Annotated in this window: 15 protein-coding genes; 1 reads left to right on the top strand and 14 read right to left on the bottom strand. The window is 44.7% G+C overall.

What is annotated here, in order from left to right:
• Nucleotides 1-221: 221 nt before the first annotated feature.
• Nucleotides 222-2,660 (bottom strand): ATP-binding protein, encoded by a 2,439-nt coding sequence (locus tag LYZ37_RS05200; protein WP_272786763.1) that lies wholly within the window; start codon nucleotides 2,658-2,660, stop codon nucleotides 222-224.
• Between the two features lie 127 nt (nucleotides 2,661-2,787).
• On the opposite strand from LYZ37_RS05200, the gene LYZ37_RS05195 reads away from it, so the two are divergent.
• Complete coding sequence (locus tag LYZ37_RS05195; protein WP_272786762.1) at nucleotides 2,788-3,357, top strand: UPF0149 family protein; 570 nt, start codon at nucleotides 2,788-2,790, stop codon at nucleotides 3,355-3,357.
• 46 nt (nucleotides 3,358-3,403) lie between these two features.
• On the opposite strand, the gene LYZ37_RS05190 is transcribed toward LYZ37_RS05195, so the two are convergent.
• From LYZ37_RS05190 to cydA, 13 genes are all read right to left on the bottom strand, one after another.
• Nucleotides 3,404-4,438, bottom strand: a complete 1,035-nt coding sequence (locus tag LYZ37_RS05190) for a potassium channel protein (protein ID WP_272786761.1) — start codon at nucleotides 4,436-4,438, stop codon at nucleotides 3,404-3,406.
• Nucleotides 4,439-4,539: 101 nt separating this feature from the next.
• Complete coding sequence (gene nadA / locus LYZ37_RS05185) at nucleotides 4,540-5,601, bottom strand: quinolinate synthase NadA (protein WP_004749750.1); 1,062 nt, start codon at nucleotides 5,599-5,601, stop codon at nucleotides 4,540-4,542.
• Nucleotides 5,602-5,732: 131 nt separating this feature from the next.
• Nucleotides 5,733-6,503: a tol-pal system protein YbgF gene (gene ybgF, locus LYZ37_RS05180; RefSeq protein WP_272786760.1), complete on the bottom strand. Its 771-nt coding sequence runs from the start codon at nucleotides 6,501-6,503 to the stop codon at nucleotides 5,733-5,735.
• A gap of 15 nt (nucleotides 6,504-6,518) precedes the next feature.
• Nucleotides 6,519-7,046 (bottom strand): peptidoglycan-associated lipoprotein Pal, encoded by a 528-nt coding sequence (pal, locus tag LYZ37_RS05175; protein ID WP_004743339.1) that lies wholly within the window; start codon nucleotides 7,044-7,046, stop codon nucleotides 6,519-6,521.
• 34 nt (nucleotides 7,047-7,080) lie between these two features.
• Complete coding sequence (gene tolB / locus LYZ37_RS05170) at nucleotides 7,081-8,397, bottom strand: Tol-Pal system beta propeller repeat protein TolB (RefSeq protein WP_420794628.1); 1,317 nt, start codon at nucleotides 8,395-8,397, stop codon at nucleotides 7,081-7,083.
• 49 nt (nucleotides 8,398-8,446) lie between these two features.
• A complete protein-coding gene (gene tolA, locus LYZ37_RS05165; RefSeq protein ID WP_171322703.1) occupies nucleotides 8,447-9,517 on the bottom strand; it encodes a cell envelope integrity protein TolA in 1,071 nt (356 codons plus the stop codon).
• A gap of 11 nt (nucleotides 9,518-9,528) precedes the next feature.
• Nucleotides 9,529-9,972 carry a protein TolR gene (tolR, locus tag LYZ37_RS05160; protein ID WP_004743336.1) on the bottom strand — a complete coding sequence of 148 codons (444 nt, stop codon included), beginning with the start codon at nucleotides 9,970-9,972 and terminating at the stop codon, nucleotides 9,529-9,531.
• A gap of 5 nt (nucleotides 9,973-9,977) precedes the next feature.
• Nucleotides 9,978-10,676, bottom strand: coding sequence for a protein TolQ (gene tolQ, locus LYZ37_RS05155; protein ID WP_272786758.1), 699 nt, complete (start codon nucleotides 10,674-10,676; stop codon nucleotides 9,978-9,980).
• Complete coding sequence (gene ybgC / locus LYZ37_RS05150; protein ID WP_038197846.1) at nucleotides 10,666-11,085, bottom strand: tol-pal system-associated acyl-CoA thioesterase; 420 nt, start codon at nucleotides 11,083-11,085, stop codon at nucleotides 10,666-10,668. The genes tolQ and ybgC overlap by 11 nt, the downstream gene beginning before the upstream one ends.
• A 159-nt stretch (nucleotides 11,086-11,244) precedes the next feature.
• Nucleotides 11,245-11,547 (bottom strand): cyd operon protein YbgE, encoded by a 303-nt coding sequence (gene ybgE / locus LYZ37_RS05145; protein ID WP_004743333.1) that lies wholly within the window; start codon nucleotides 11,545-11,547, stop codon nucleotides 11,245-11,247.
• A complete protein-coding gene (gene cydX, locus LYZ37_RS05140) occupies nucleotides 11,540-11,647 on the bottom strand; it encodes a cytochrome bd-I oxidase subunit CydX (protein WP_000270284.1) in 108 nt (35 codons plus the stop codon). The genes ybgE and cydX overlap by 8 nt, the downstream gene beginning before the upstream one ends.
• Nucleotides 11,648-11,659: 12 nt before the next feature.
• The gene (gene cydB, locus LYZ37_RS05135; RefSeq protein WP_004743332.1) at nucleotides 11,660-12,796 is read right to left on the bottom strand and encodes a cytochrome d ubiquinol oxidase subunit II; all 1,137 of its coding nucleotides are present in this window, start codon (nucleotides 12,794-12,796) and stop codon (nucleotides 11,660-11,662) included.
• A gap of 13 nt (nucleotides 12,797-12,809) precedes the next feature.
• Complete coding sequence (cydA, locus tag LYZ37_RS05130; protein WP_272786757.1) at nucleotides 12,810-14,396, bottom strand: cytochrome ubiquinol oxidase subunit I; 1,587 nt, start codon at nucleotides 14,394-14,396, stop codon at nucleotides 12,810-12,812.
• Between the last annotated feature and the right edge of the window lie 188 nt (nucleotides 14,397-14,584).

Raw genomic sequence — 14,584 nt, 5'->3', positions numbered from 1 at the left:
TTACCTCAACATAAATAACTAGAAATAAAACCAATAAACAAAATTAAAAACCAGCTAAACAGCGATAAGCCAGTCAATATCGCCATTAAAACATTATTTTTACAGTTTTAGATTTCAAAGTTATTAAAAAAAGGTAAATAAACAACCAGATTTCGTAGTAAAACTAGATTATGTCGCTAAAATTCAAGCCAAAGGACAATTTTTAAACAAATTAACGTAATTTAGCTACAGTAATCTTTGACTTGTACGGCAAGTAGATCCAACTCTTCTTGTTGAGGGAACTCCCCAGCCATCAATCTAGATTCAATATTAAATAAGCTATCGTCCAGAATCGGTGTCTGAATGCCATCGAGATTTTGCTTTATCTGCGCAAACTTGTTTTTGGCATGGGGTAAGTCTTCGTTTTCTATTGCCATAAAGAACATCATCAATGGCTCTTCCAGCTCTATTTTGAGCTCATTTGAGTTCGCAGAGCTGTTTAGAAGGTGAGGCTGAAATTGATACAGCTTGTCGGAATAATTGACCAATGCGTCATCGAGTTCCGTTTCATCAATCGGCTTCGAGATAATGTAATCAACACCCGCCCCCAACATTCGCTCTCTGGTATCTTTAAACACATCAGCAGTACAACCAAAGATCAACATATTGGATCTTTCGTCAGCCAAACTACGAATTGCAGTTGTGGCTTCTACACCATCCATCACTGGCATGTGGTTATCCATTAAAATAAGGTCAAACTCACCTTGTGCAATCGCCTCAACGCCAAGCTCTCCATTTTCGACACATTCACAAGAGAAGCCTTTGTTGGTCATAAACGTATTTAGGATAATCGCATTGGTGCGGTTATCTTCAACGATCAAGACTCTTAGACCGTTATAGTTGAGCTTTCTGAGTTCGCGGTATTCCGCAAAAGCAGGTTGGCTAACTTCGGTGCGAATGACGGCCTCAAAGCTCGAACCAATCCCGAGCTCACTTTTTACCGTGACGGTGCCTCCCATTAGCTCACATAGCTGTTTTACAATCGCAAGGCCTAAGCCAGTTCCGCCGAAACGGCGAGTTGTAGAAGACTCAGCCTGTTCAAATGGCTTAAATATTTTGTTTTGGGCCTCACGAGCAATCCCTATACCGGTATCTCGCACACGAATAAGCAGGAAGTTTTCACCATCTCGAATCTCTTCTTTAAAGTACACTTCCACATAGCCACGAGAGGTAAACTTGACGGCATTGTTAAGAAGGTTAAACAGAATCTGTCTTAATCGCGCTTTATCACATAGGTACCAACGCTCATGGGGTACTTCAGAGTAGACCTTGAACTGCAACCCTTTCTCGGAACAGAGCGTAAAGTAAACACTGTTGATACTGCCGATAATCGACTCTAACGGGAAAGGTGATGATTCCAGCTCTAAATGCCCTTGCTCTACTTTCGAGAAGTCGAGAATCTCGTTGAGCAGCGTCATCATATGCTCGCCAGATTCATACAATGTTTTAAGATGCTTTCTCTGCTCTTCACTTAAATCGGTTTTTAAAAGTATTTGCGCGGTCCCCAGTACCCCATTCATTGGTGTACGGATCTCGTGAGATAAAGTGGCAAGGAATGCACTTTTTGCTTTCGTCGAAGCCTGAGCTTTAACCTTTTCTTCTTCAAGATAAACCGTTTTTTCATTTAAAGAGTCGATGAGGTATTTGATTTCATCTTGGCTATTGTAATCAATCTCTATTGCCCCTCCCTCTTTGGATTCATCGAGGCTACGTGCAATGACAACAATCGGAGAAATCAGAAAACGGTTAATCAAAAAATAGCCTAGCATTACACAAGCAAGCATGATCGGTACGATGACGGCTTCGACTTTAGAAACCAGATCATACACCTGTTCGGCTACCAACCGTTTGGCGTTCACAACGTCAACACTCCAGTTAAAATCACCAAAGCTGTTTTGACTGATATAGATATTTTTAGCGAGCTGGAAGTTGTGCTCTGTGATGACATCTCCGTAACCGTCACGCAGGATCACGCCTAAGTCGTACTCTTCAGCGTGTAGGCGAACAAACGCAACCAAGGTTTCTAGTGAGATATCAATGGTTGCTACGCCAGCAAAATTACCATCGACATAATACGGCGATGACGCGGTGATCATTTGCACATGAGTAAAAGGGTCAATATATACAGGAGACCAAGACACAGTTCCGCTTGGTTTTTTCACAACAGAGGTATACCAAGACTCTTTGTCGTATCCCCCTGACTCGGGGTTATCCCATGAGAGCACCCTGTCGATCTTGCCATCACTTGCTCGGTTAAAGAATAGGCTTTTATAAGGGACTTGCTGATCAATCGAGTAAGGCGTCGGCCAAAGACCACCACTCACCGCAACCCCTTCAACAAGTGAAAAAAGCTTATGCAGCAAAACCGCTTGGTGTTCTTGAGTTTCGTGGTTACTACCGATACTGACCACGGCTTGCAAGATCCCGACGGAGCTATTTATCGGCTCTTCTATCTGAACAGAGATAAGCTCCGTTCTAAGATCGAGGTTTCTTTCTAGCTGCGCTCTGGTCGGCGGTTCAACGATCAAGTAGCTGACAGTACCGATAAGGGCGACAGCCATAGCTAGATAAATAGCTAAAGCAAAAATGCTCTTCCTTTTTAGCGATGAACGAATATCCATAAATCTTTGAATTTTGACCGTTTATAAAAAATTATAGCGAATATATCTGAGCAGCAACCTTTTTCTCACTTCTGTTGGCTGTTACCATTGTGATATCACAACTCCTGATTTACATAGGATGTCTATTTTGACCCTACAAGAACTTCTGTCCTTGCCTGAGCTTGAAGGTAAGTTGATTGGTGAAGCCAAAACTCATGGTTTTGTTACCGCTATGGCTGCCGCGCCTCACACGTTGACTCCCCACGAATGGCTACCATTCCTTTGGGGCGGTGAAGAAGTTGCCCCTTTTAGTGACGGTGAGCAGTTAGAAACATACATTGAGCATATCATTGCCATATGGAACGAATCACGCCCTGCCCTACTGGAAAATCGTTGGCAATGGCCAGAAGGTTGCGCTCTAGATGAAGAAGAAATCGTGACAGAAGCAACGCGCGACTTCTGTGAAGGAGTTCTCCAAGGTTGGCAGCTTGCGCGTGACGATTGGGAAACCATCATGCCAGAAGATAGCGAAGATAACGCTTTACTAGGCGGTGTGTTGCTATCTGTGAGCATGCTTTATGATCCTGAGACGTCAATCGCAACGCTTGCTGAACAAGGTATTGAGGGTCTTGAACAGTTTGAAGAGATCTTTAATGCAATGCCAACCATGCTATGTGGCTTGACGATGCGTGGTTCAATGCTGGCAGATCAAGAATAACAAAATAAAAAATCGCAGCTCAGGCTGCGATTTTTTGTTGTCAGGTTCACTCAATTTTTTGCCAATTAAAATCTTCAATACGCTCATCTGCAATATAGAATATCTTAGCGCTAGGTAAAATCTCCCTATCGAGTTCTGGGTTGAGTTCAATCCCTTGTCCTACATCCAATGCGATCAGCGTTGCTTGATAGTCTCGCTTCATAAACTGAAAAGCATCTTCCACTTTTATTGTTTTCTGCTCACTCGGATAAGTCGTCGAATACTGAGTCATACCTCGTGTTGAAGCCAATAACTCCTGATGCAAAGCACTTGAACCCGGGTCTACCGCGGCTTTAGCAAGCATCTCAGCCCCTACTGCCGGAATACACTCGGCATTTGGGCAATGCTGGCTTAGGAGGTTGCTGAGAGCCTCATCTTTAAAGTAAGCGAGCAGATGGGCACTTGGATTGATGTTGGCACTATATAGCGCAGCTGACAACGTAATGTCGTCTTCTAGGTTATCGACGACAATACAACTGGCCCTTTCAATTGCGGCTTTTTCCATCTCTTGTGAGTCGGTATAGCTGTTTACTTTTACGAATCCAATTTCGCCAGGAAGCGGGTTTTCAATATCTGAACGACTGCATAGTACAATTGGACGTTTGCCCTCTTCTTCATGCTGTAACATGCGAATCAAATGCATGGTACGTTGCCCATTCCAACCTAATAGTACGATATGATTTTCCACACCAATTCTCCGCTTTCCTAAAATACCTGCGCGCCAATACTCGACCATCCCTGCTGCAAGTCGACCAATCAAAGCCGCAAAAAGTGATAAGCCCCCCGGGATGACAAACAAGATAACGACCCATTTTCCCATTGAAGTTTCAGGCGAATGATCGCCGTAGCCAACGGTTGATGCCGTCACCATCAAGAAATAGAGAAAAGTTGAGAGGTCATCGGTAAGCGCGTGCTCACTACTCGCTCTCAGTAGAATCCAAGAGGCGGCAATATAGATAACCAATAGCAAAGCTAAGTTACGATTACTAAGATTAAATATATTTGAGTTCAACCACTTTCTAAATGTTAGCCAAATAGACATAGTGCTCCTTCACTTGATTGCTTAAGGGTATTTAAGCCTAAGTGCTAAAACAAAAAAACCAGCCAATAAGGCTGGTCTTGATAACTGTGACAAATATCCGCTTAAGCGTTGCCTTTTACCTGCATGTTTAGTTGCTCAGCAAAGTCTAGCATGCGGTTCAATGGGATAAGCGATTTAACACGTAGCTCTTCATCAACAAAGATTTCGTGCTCTTCGCCACCGTCACGTAGTGCAGCTTCAATCGCTTTTAGGCCGTTCATTGCCATCCAAGGACAGTGTGCACAACTACGACAAGTTGCACCTGCACCCGCGGTTGGCGCTTCAATCAGCTCTTTCTCTGGAACAAGCTGCTGCATTTTAAAGAAGATGCCTTTATCGGTCGCAACAATCATTTTCTGCTGTGGAAGCTCTTTTGCTGCTTTAATTAGCTGGCTTGTAGAGCCGACAGCATCCGCTAACTCAACAACGCTAGCAGGTGACTCTGGGTGAACAAGGATAGCTGCATCTGGGTATAAACCTTTCATCTTACGCAGTGCATCAGCTGAAAACTCATCGTGAACCACACACTCGCCTTGCCATAGCAGCATGTCTGCGCCTGTTTGGTTAGCAATGTACGAACCTAGGTGGCGATCAGGGCCCCAAATGATTGGCGTATCTTCAGAGTCTAAGTGTTCAACGATTTCTAATGCGATACTCGATGTTACAACCCAGTCAGCACGGGCTTTTACCGCTGCTGAGGTGTTTGCGTACACAACGACTTTGTGGTCCGGGTGAGCATCACAAAACTCAGAAAACTTGTCAGCAGGACAACCAAGATCTAGAGAACACTCAGCCTCTAGCGTTGGCATAAGAATACGCTTTTCAGGTGTCAGGATCTTAGCTGACTCACCCATAAAGCGCACCCCCCCGATGATCAGTGTGCTGGCTGGGTGGCGGTTACCAAACTTTGCCATTTCAAGTGAATCACCGACAAAACCGCCGGTCTCTTCTGCCAAAGCTTGGATCTCAGGATCAGTGTAATAGTGAGCAATCAATACCGCGTCTTTTTCTTTAAGCAACACTTTGATGTTGGCAATGTGTGCTTGTTTTTCTTCTTCTGTTAGCGGGATTGGTTTTGGTGGGAATGGGTAAACTGTCTCAATTGTATCTAATATGTGGCTCATTGCTTTTGCGCTACGCTACTTCCAGTAATCCGAGTATTGTAACCTTAACGCTATTGCAGATTCCAGCGTCGACACAAAGGAAAACAAAAAAGGAGCGCTTTGCACTCCTCTTTAATACCAATTAAGAACGGTTAAAGACGCTCTTTTGCCAACTTAGCTGACGCACTATTTGGATACTCATCAACCACTTGCTGATAGTACTTCGTCGCTTGCGCTTGGTTATTATTGCGAGCGGCGATATCACCAAGTTTCACTAAAGCATCGGCACGCTTGTTGGATTCTTTATACGTGATCACTGCTGCAAAACTCTTCACGGCTTCTTTATCTTGCTTCTTGGCAAAATAAAGTTGGCCAAGCCAATAATGCGAGTTCGGCGTGAAGCTTGAGTCAGGGAAGTCTTTCTGGAACTGCTGGAATGCAGCAATCGCACCCGTATAGTCACGCTTCTTAAGAATTAAGTCTACCGCGTTCTGATACGCAGTCTGCTCATCTACATTTGAGCTAAACGTTCCACCTGCAGGTTTCGCTGAATCTTCCGGTGTCGTTTGAGCAACAGGCGTTGATGCTTGGCTACGAACCTTATCTAACTCAATGAAGAGCTCTCTTTGACGCTGCAACATCTGCTGCATGTCATAAGTGCTTTTTTCTAACTGACCGCGAAGCTCACTGATTTCAAGAGCCATGTCATCGAGCTGTTGCTGCATTTGCAACTGGACGCGATTGCGGTTTTCCAATAGGCGCTCTAAGCGCTGAACATCAGTTTCGCTACCACGAACTGACGATGAAGAAGTGGCAGTATTGCTACCGCTTAGATCGGATACTGGAGCTGGTGCAGCGAGTACACTACTCGCTGCACTTGCCAGTAACGTAAGCGTAACAACGCGCTTAAGGTTACTGAACATGAGGCAATTCCTCAATTAGTACACTAGAACTGCGCGGCGGTTCTTAGCGTAAACATCTTCTGATTGACCTAGAAGAAGTGGCTTCTCTTCACCGTAGCTTACAACTTCGATTTGATCCGCTTGAACACCTAGAGCTTGTAGGTATTTCGCTACAGCTTCTGCACGGCGCTCGCCTAGTGCGATGTTGTACTCTGGAGTACCACGCTCATCTGCGTGACCTTCGATTTTAACTTCTAGAGATGGATCTTTGCTTAGGTAAGCTGCGTGAGCTGCCAGCATCTCTTCGTAGTCACCCGCGATAGTAGAGTTGTCGAAAGCAAAGTAGATTGTTGAAGTTTCGCGTAGTGCTTGCTCTTTAAGCTCTTGCTCAGAAAGCTGGCCATTTGCTTCTAGTGGAGAAACAGCTGTGTTGTCTGTCGTTTGAACTTGGTTAGTTTCAGTAGAACCAGTAGAGTTCGCTGCGTCATCACTTGAGCTACATGCTGTAACCGCTAGAACTGGTAGCGCAATTAGAAGCCCTTTAAGAACTTTGTTAAGTTGCATTGTTATAGTTTCCTTTGTTATTGATACTTACTTGCTACAAAAACGGTGACCATGCAGGTGCACGAACTCGACCATTTGTTGCCGGTAACCTTGCTTTAAAGCGTCCATCAATGGAGACCATTGAGAGAACATTGGCCTTGTTATAGATCGAGCTATAAATGACCATACCACCATTTGGCGCAATACTTGGTGATTCATCCAACAATGTTTTGGTTAGAATTTGCATCGCTCCAGTTTCCATATCTAGCTTGGCTAGATTGAACCCTGTATTACTGCGATTCACCATCACTAAGAAGCGACCGTCTGGTGTAATTTGCCCACCAAGGTTCTGGCTGCCTTGCCATGTTAAACGCTTGGTCGAATTACTTGCCAAATCTACTTGATAAATTTGAGGTTTTCCACCCCGATCCGAGGTAAAGATCAGAGATTTACCATCTGGATGCCAAAATGGTTCGGTATTATTCGATCTACCGCGGGTAATTTGAGTCAGTTTTCTGGTGTTCAGATCCAACGTATACACTTGCAGGCTACCGGTTTTTGATAAAACCAAAGCCAGCTTACTGCCATCTGGAGAGAATCTTGGCGCACCATTGTGACGAGGGTATGACGTTACTTTCTCACGTTCACCCGTATAGATATTCATAATGAAGATCTCAGCTTGGCCGTTTTGGAAACTCACATAAGCAAGCTTTTTACCATCTGGAGACCAAGCTGGAGACATCAATGGCTGCTTAGAACGCAGTACTAGGCGCTCATTGTAACCATCGTAATCAGATACGCGTAGCTGGTATGGGAAAGAATCTTTATCATTAACCACGACATAAGCAATTTTCGTTTCGAACGCACCTTTCTCACCTGTAAGCGCTTCAAACACACGATTCGAAATGCGATGACCTGCGGCTCTCATTTGCTTAGGTACGATAGTCATCTTCTTATTAAGCAAGATGTGATCATGAGATAGCACTAACTGACCATCAGAGCTCAATGACTTAGCTTGACCGCTTGTTAACTGCCCTCGAACGACGTCAATCAGTTGGTAATTAACAACGTATTTTCCAGTCGCAGGGTCTAGTGTAACAGTACCTGTTACCATGGCATCGACACCTAGCTTAATCCACTCTTCAAAGTCGATGTTTGACGCAGAGTATGGTGTTTCTGGCATAGCAGAGACTTCGACTGGCTTAAATTTGCCACTACGGAGTAGGTCTGAAGCAACGATCGCAGAAAGATCCTGCGGTAACTGGCCAGCACCTTCCCATTTAAATGGTACGACCGCAATTGGTCGCGCCGAATCGATACCATCTGTAATTACTAGTTCCAAAGCCGCATTTGCCATTTGGAACATGCTCATTACAGTGAGCACACATCCTATTACTAGTCGCTTTAACACAAGCTTTTCCTTATAACTCAGGTACTACGGTTAAATTGATATTCTTAATTTTGTTCACAACGTCTGGGTCTTTAGGCAGCGGAAAGCTGTTCACTTGCGCCACAGCACGCTTGGTTGCAGCACATAAACGGCTATCACCATCCAGAACGGAAAGATTGCCAACAATTGCGTCTGCTCCCGTAGGAATCAAACGCAGGTTAACTCGACAAGACTTTCCCCGAAAACTGTCCTCCAGCAACAGGTTTTGCTGAATGAGCTGAGTGTAAATTGCGCCGTAACGATCAGCCTCGCTAGAGACATGGCTAGAGCGCGCCGACGTATTCGCCTCAGCTTCCGTTTCTAAGCCTGCAAAGATATCGTTAAGCGCAGCTTCTTGCTCTTTACGCTCGCGTTCAATGCGCTCTAAACGTTCTTTCTCTTTGCGCGCCTTCTCAGCCGCCTCTTTGGCTGCTTTCTCTTTCGCTATGCGCTCTTTCTCGGCTTTTGCTGCCGCTTCACGTTCACGTCGCGCTTTCTCTTCCGCTTCTTTTGCCGCTTTTTCACGAGCGATACGCTCCTGCTCCGCTTTGGCAATCGCTGCTTCTTTCGCTAGACGTTCTTGTTCAGCTTTCTTAATCGCTTGCTCTTTCGCTTTACGTTCCGCTTCAAGTTTAGCTACGCGTTCCTTTTCTTTTTTCACACGAGCTTCTTCAGCTTTACGCTCTTTCTCTTTAGCAACACGTTGCTTTTCTGCTTCACGAGCCGCTTTAGCCTCTTTCGCTTGTTGCTCTTTGAGCTTACGAATACGTTCTTCTTCGGCTTTACGATTCTTTTCAAGCTGTTCACTTTCACGACGGAGCTTGTCTAAACGATCTTGCTCTTTCTTCGCTGCTTCTTCACGCTTGCTACGAATCTGTTGTGCTTGCTGCCTGACAAGATCTGGGTCGATGACGACCGCTTGAACCAAACGCCCAGTAGGCTCCGGCTTAGACATTGTAAAGTCAGTGCCCCAAATCAAAGCCGCAATAAGAAGTCCATGCAAAGCAGCCGATATGATAATCGGCTTCTTGAAATCGTTCTTTTTAGATTTGTTCTCTTTCATCGCAGCGACGATTATTCCTTAATATCTGTCAGCAATCCGACTTTCGGAATGCCTGCACGACTCAATTCGTCTAATACCAAAACAACTTCTGCATATGGCGTAGCGGCATCACCACCTACAGCTACAGGTGAGTCAGGCTTTAAAGACAGTTCTGCTTTAACACGAACAATCACATCTTGTAGAGAGATACCGCGAGATACCTCTTCGTCATTGACGCTAAGACCAAGGTTTCCGTCTTTATCGATTTCAACAATGATAAAGCTCGCGTCACTATCACCCGCCAGTTCAGAGGCTGGCTTTGCAGTGGCGGTTTTTGGCAGCTCAACGTCGACGCCTTGAGTGACGAAAGGTGAAGTCACCATAAAAATGATCAACAGAACCAACATAACGTCGATATAAGGAACAACGTTAATCTCGGCAGTCATTTTGCGCTTTTTAGGTTGGTAACCAGCCATAGCAACTATTCCTTACTTGTAGTATCTCGACCAGCCATTGCCTGGCGGTGCAAAATACTATGGAACTCTTCTGAGAAGGTTGCGTAGTTGTGCTCTAGCTTACCCACTTTACTACTGAATCGGTTGTATGCCATTACCGCTGGAATTGCAGCAAATAGACCCATCGCCGTTGCAACTAGAGCTTCTGCGATACCAGGAGCTACCATTGCGAGTGTCGCCTGTTTTACTTCACCCAATGCGATGAAAGCATGCATGATGCCCCATACAGTACCAAACAGACCAATGTAAGGGCTAATTGAGCCAACCGTTGCTAGGAATGGAAGGTTAGTTTCAAGCTCATCCACTTCACGCGCCACAGCGACACGCATTGAACGGCCAGTCCCTTCCATAATGAAATCTGGAGAGTCAGCGTTAGATTTGCGCAGACGAGCAAACTCAGTAAAACCTGAGTAGAAGATCTCTTCTGTGCCCGCTAAGTCATCCTTACGCTTTTTGGCATTTTGATAAAGAATCGACAGATCGGTACCTGACCAAAACTTATCTTCGAAGGTTTCCGCATCTTTTGACGCTTGAGAAAGCACTTTACTGCGCTTAATGATCATTGCCCAAGAAACAATCGACATGCCTAAAAGGATCAGCATAACCATTTTAACCAACAGGCTTGCCTGCAAGAAAAGGTCTAGCATCGAAATATCAGCGGTCACTATTCGTTAACTCCATAACTATTGATTGAGGCATTGCTTTTGGCCTCATTTTTATATTGTCGATACATGCTACCTTAACCATTGCCTTACACAATGACTTACCCTCAGGATTAACGATCTCCTGACAGAAAGTGAGTGAAGCTTTTTTAAGGTCAGCAATTTTTGTCCTTACAGTGAGATGATCGTCAAGACGCGCACCCTGTAAAAAATCGATGTCCATGTGTCGGACTACGAAACCGATGTTTTGTTCCAAAAGGACTTGTTGAGATACACCAATAGTGCGAAGTAGTTCAGTTCTTGCTCGTTCAAAGAACTTTAGGTAGTTAGAATGGTACACCACGCCACCAGCGTCAGTGTCTTCATAATAAACCGTTACTGGCCATTCAAATATCAATGCCTGATCTTGCACTATAGCGCCCAAAATTTGTTTTTCTAGACGGATACTATAACGCAACTCATTACTATCTATGCAAGACTTAATAAGTGAATTCAAAGCTTGAAACAAAAAAAAGCGCAACCCATTCAATGAGTCGCGCTTTTTTTATACAAAATGAGCGGAGTTTAGCCCTTACAATAGACGAACTACCGTGAGGTAAATAAGAATCGTCAATGAGCAGTACGGACTAAACAGCACCTGCCAATACCAGTTACGAGGTTTGAAACCTAGACCAGATACCATGCTTGAGCAAATTGCCCAAATCAGTAGTGGTGAAATAATGGCATTGAAACCGCCGATTGAAGCGGAATACAGTTCTGGGTCCCACATAACCATAGCTACGTGATAAAAACCAAGAACCAGTGATAAGGCTCGGAACAGAGCCTTATCAACAGGTGCATGTAGCTTAGCTACCTGCGCAGCGAGGTTACTCACTGTCTTTGTCCATCATTTCAGAGTGCTCTAACCAAAGAGCGTTGATGATGCCGAATGCACAAGCGAGTAATACACCCAGAATCCATGCGAAATACCACATAATCGTTACTCCTTAGTAAGCTGAAACGTCGTTGTCTTCGATGTGTTTCTTATCAAGACGACCAAACATTTTGTAGTATGTCCAAGTCGTGTAGCCAAGAATCACAGGTACCATTACCGCAGCAACGAGTGTCATCAGACCAAGTGTCAGTTCACTTGCTGTTGAGTCCCACATCGTTAAGCTGTGGCTAGGTACTAAGCTTGAAGGCATTACGAATGGGAACATCGCAAAACCAGCCGTTAGAATCACACCTGCGTTAGCAAGACTTGAGAACAAGAAAGCAAAACCACCGCGTTCTACGCGAGACGCTAATACCGCTAGCAGTGGCATTAGCACACCAATAACTGGCGCTGCCCACATTGCAGGGTAAGTTTCAAAGTTCTGCATCCATGCACCTGCTTGGATTGCCACTTCTTTATTCAGAGGATTTGATGCTGCCATCGTATCGATAGCACTTGTAATCACGTAACCATCGATAGATTGAACCCAAAAACCGCCAAGAACAAATAGTACCGCTACGATCAAACCTGATACTTGAGCAACGTTACGTGCACGTACGTGTAGCGCTTCTGTTGTCTTCATCTGTAACCAAGTTGCACCTTGAAGTACGAATAGCATCAAGCTAAGCACACCACACAGCAGAGCAAATGGGTTAAGTAGCGCAAAGAATGAACCTTTGTACTCAGACATCAATAAGTCGTTCAGTTCAAATGGAACACCTTGAAGCAGGTTACCAAATGCCACACCAAAGATGATTGGTGGCACTGTACCGCTCACACAAAGCGCGTAGTCCCAAGCATGACGCCATTTTGGATCTTCGATCTTTGAACGGTAATCAAGGCCAAGCGGACGTAACCAAAGCGCAGCTAGAGTTATGTACATTGCTAGGTAGAAGCCAGAAAACGACGTTGCGTAAACTAGTGGCCATGCTGCAAATAGTGCACCACCCGCTGTGATCAACCAAACTTGGTTACCATCCCAGTGAGGAGCAATAGTGTTGAGCATAATACGACGTTCAGTGTCGCTTTTACCGATAACAGGCGAAAGCGAAGCAACACCCATATCGAAACCATCTGTGACAGCAAAACCAACTAGCAGAACACCAATCAGAACCCACCAGATAAGTCGTAAGATTTCGTAATCAAACATAATATTCCCTCACTTAAACTTCGACTGAACGGCCGACTTTGTCTTCAACAGAGTTAGCGTTTTGTTCGAAGTGGTAGCGACCAGTTTTCAGGCTGCTAGGACCTTTACGTGCAAATTTAAGCATTAGGTAAACTTCAGCAATCAAGAACACTGTGTACAGTGCTAGGATAGCGAATAGAGAAGTCCATAGTTCACCAATTGTCAGAGCTGAAGCAGCAACATGTGTCGGAAGGATTTCACCTACCGCCCATGGCTGACGACCATACTCGGCAACAAACCAACCTGCTTCAATTGCAATCCAAGGAAGAGGAATACTGAATAGCGCCGCTTTAAGAATCCAAGGTTTTTGCTCGATTTTCTGGCGACATGTTTGAACAAATGCTGCACCAAATACGAATAGCATAATAAAGCCACACGCAACCATGATGCGGAACGACCAGAATAGAGGCCAAACCGTTGGGATAGAATCATCCGCTGCCGCTTGAATTTGCTCTTCTGTCGCATCAACAACATTTTCAGTGTAACGCTTCAGAAGTAGGCCATAACCTAGGTCACCTTTCACTTCATCAAACGCTGCCATGTTTTCTTCTGATTTATCACCCGCACGTAGCTTCTCTAGAAGCTCATACGCGTACATACCAGTACGAACACGTTCAACGTGGTCATCACGCAGATCGCGTAGACCTGTTACTTGCTCATCTAGAGAACGCGTCGCGATAATGCCCATAACGTAAGGGATCTTAATCGCGTAGTCGGTGTGCATTGTCTCTTGGTTAGGCATACCAAACAGCGTAAATGCTGCAGGCGCTGGCTCCGTGTGCCATTCCGCTTCGATCGCAGCAAGTTTCACCTTCTGAACTTCACCAAGCTCATAGCCAGATTCATCACCAAGAACGATAACAGATAAGATAGCTGCCATACCGAAAGAAGCAGCGATAGCAAATGAACGACGAGCGAATGCGATGTCACGACCTTTTAATAGGTAGTAAGAGCTGATGCCTAGAATGAACATTGCGCCAGTCGTGTAGCCAGATGCTACGGTATGAACGAATTTAACCTGAGCAACTGGGTTTAGAACAACCTCAGCAAAGCTCACCATTTCCATACGCATGGTTTCAAAGTTAAATTCAGCGCCAACTGGGTTTTGCATCCAGCCGTTTGCTACCAAGATCCAAAGTGCAGAGAAGTTAGAACCTAGCGCAACTAACCATGTAACAACAAGGTGTTGACGTTTTGAGAGACGATCCCAGCCAAAGAAGAAAAGACCTACAAAGGTGGATTCTAAGAAGAAGGCAACTAAGGCTTCAATCGCCAAAGGTGCGCCGAAAATATCACCTACGTAATGCGAATAGTAAGACCAGTTAGTACCGAACTGGAACTCCATGGTAAGGCCGGTAGCCACACCAAGTGCAAAGTTAATACCGAATAGCTTACCCCAGAACTTTGTCATGTCCTTATAGATTTGCTTGTTCGTCATTACGTACATTGATTCCATGATAGCCAGTAAGAAGGCCATACCTAGAGTCAACGGTACGAATAGGAAGTGATACATCGCTGTCAGTGCAAACTGCAACCGCGATAGATCAACAACATCGATCATGATTACTCCTATGTGTCGGCTGAAGACACTTTCTACATTAATGCATTGTTATTGAGCGTTGAGCAAACTTAAATAGTGTTATAAAAGATAGCCAACCTGTTGCAAAAATGTACCGTAATGGTTAGTTAATTGTTAAGCATCAGCTAATATAGCTGGCGCTAATATTACTGCTAAAAACAGGTTGTTTC

The sequence above is a fragment of the Vibrio tubiashii genome (assembly GCF_028551255.1).
In the GTDB taxonomy this organism is placed as follows: Bacteria; Pseudomonadota; Gammaproteobacteria; order Enterobacterales; family Vibrionaceae; genus Vibrio; species Vibrio tubiashii_B.
The sequence above is the reverse complement of the archived record's forward strand: the minus strand, read 5'-3'. Positions and strand labels throughout refer to the sequence as shown.

Coding starts and splice junctions, on each gene's coding strand:
- LYZ37_RS05200 (WP_272786763.1), bottom strand. CDS start 2,660: ATGGATATTCGTTCATCGCTAAAAAGGAAGAGCATTTTTGCTTTAGCT.
- LYZ37_RS05190 (WP_272786761.1), bottom strand. CDS start 4,438: ATGTCTATTTGGCTAACATTTAGAAAGTGGTTGAACTCAAATATATTT.
- nadA (WP_004749750.1), bottom strand. CDS start 5,601: ATGAGCCACATATTAGATACAATTGAGACAGTTTACCCATTCCCACCA.
- ybgF (WP_272786760.1), bottom strand. CDS start 6,503: ATGTTCAGTAACCTTAAGCGCGTTGTTACGCTTACGTTACTGGCAAGT.
- pal (WP_004743339.1), bottom strand. CDS start 7,046: ATGCAACTTAACAAAGTTCTTAAAGGGCTTCTAATTGCGCTACCAGTT.
- tolB (WP_420794628.1), bottom strand. CDS start 8,397: ATGAGCATGTTCCAAATGGCAAATGCGGCTTTGGAACTAGTAATTACA.
- tolA (WP_171322703.1), bottom strand. CDS start 9,517: ATGAAAGAGAACAAATCTAAAAAGAACGATTTCAAGAAGCCGATTATC.
- tolR (WP_004743336.1), bottom strand. CDS start 9,972: ATGGCTGGTTACCAACCTAAAAAGCGCAAAATGACTGCCGAGATTAAC.
- cydX (WP_000270284.1), bottom strand. CDS start 11,647: ATGTGGTATTTCGCATGGATTCTGGGTGTATTACTCGCTTGTGCATTC.
- cydB (WP_004743332.1), bottom strand. CDS start 12,796: ATGTTTGATTACGAAATCTTACGACTTATCTGGTGGGTTCTGATTGGT.
- cydA (WP_272786757.1), bottom strand. CDS start 14,396: ATGATCGATGTTGTTGATCTATCGCGGTTGCAGTTTGCACTGACAGCG.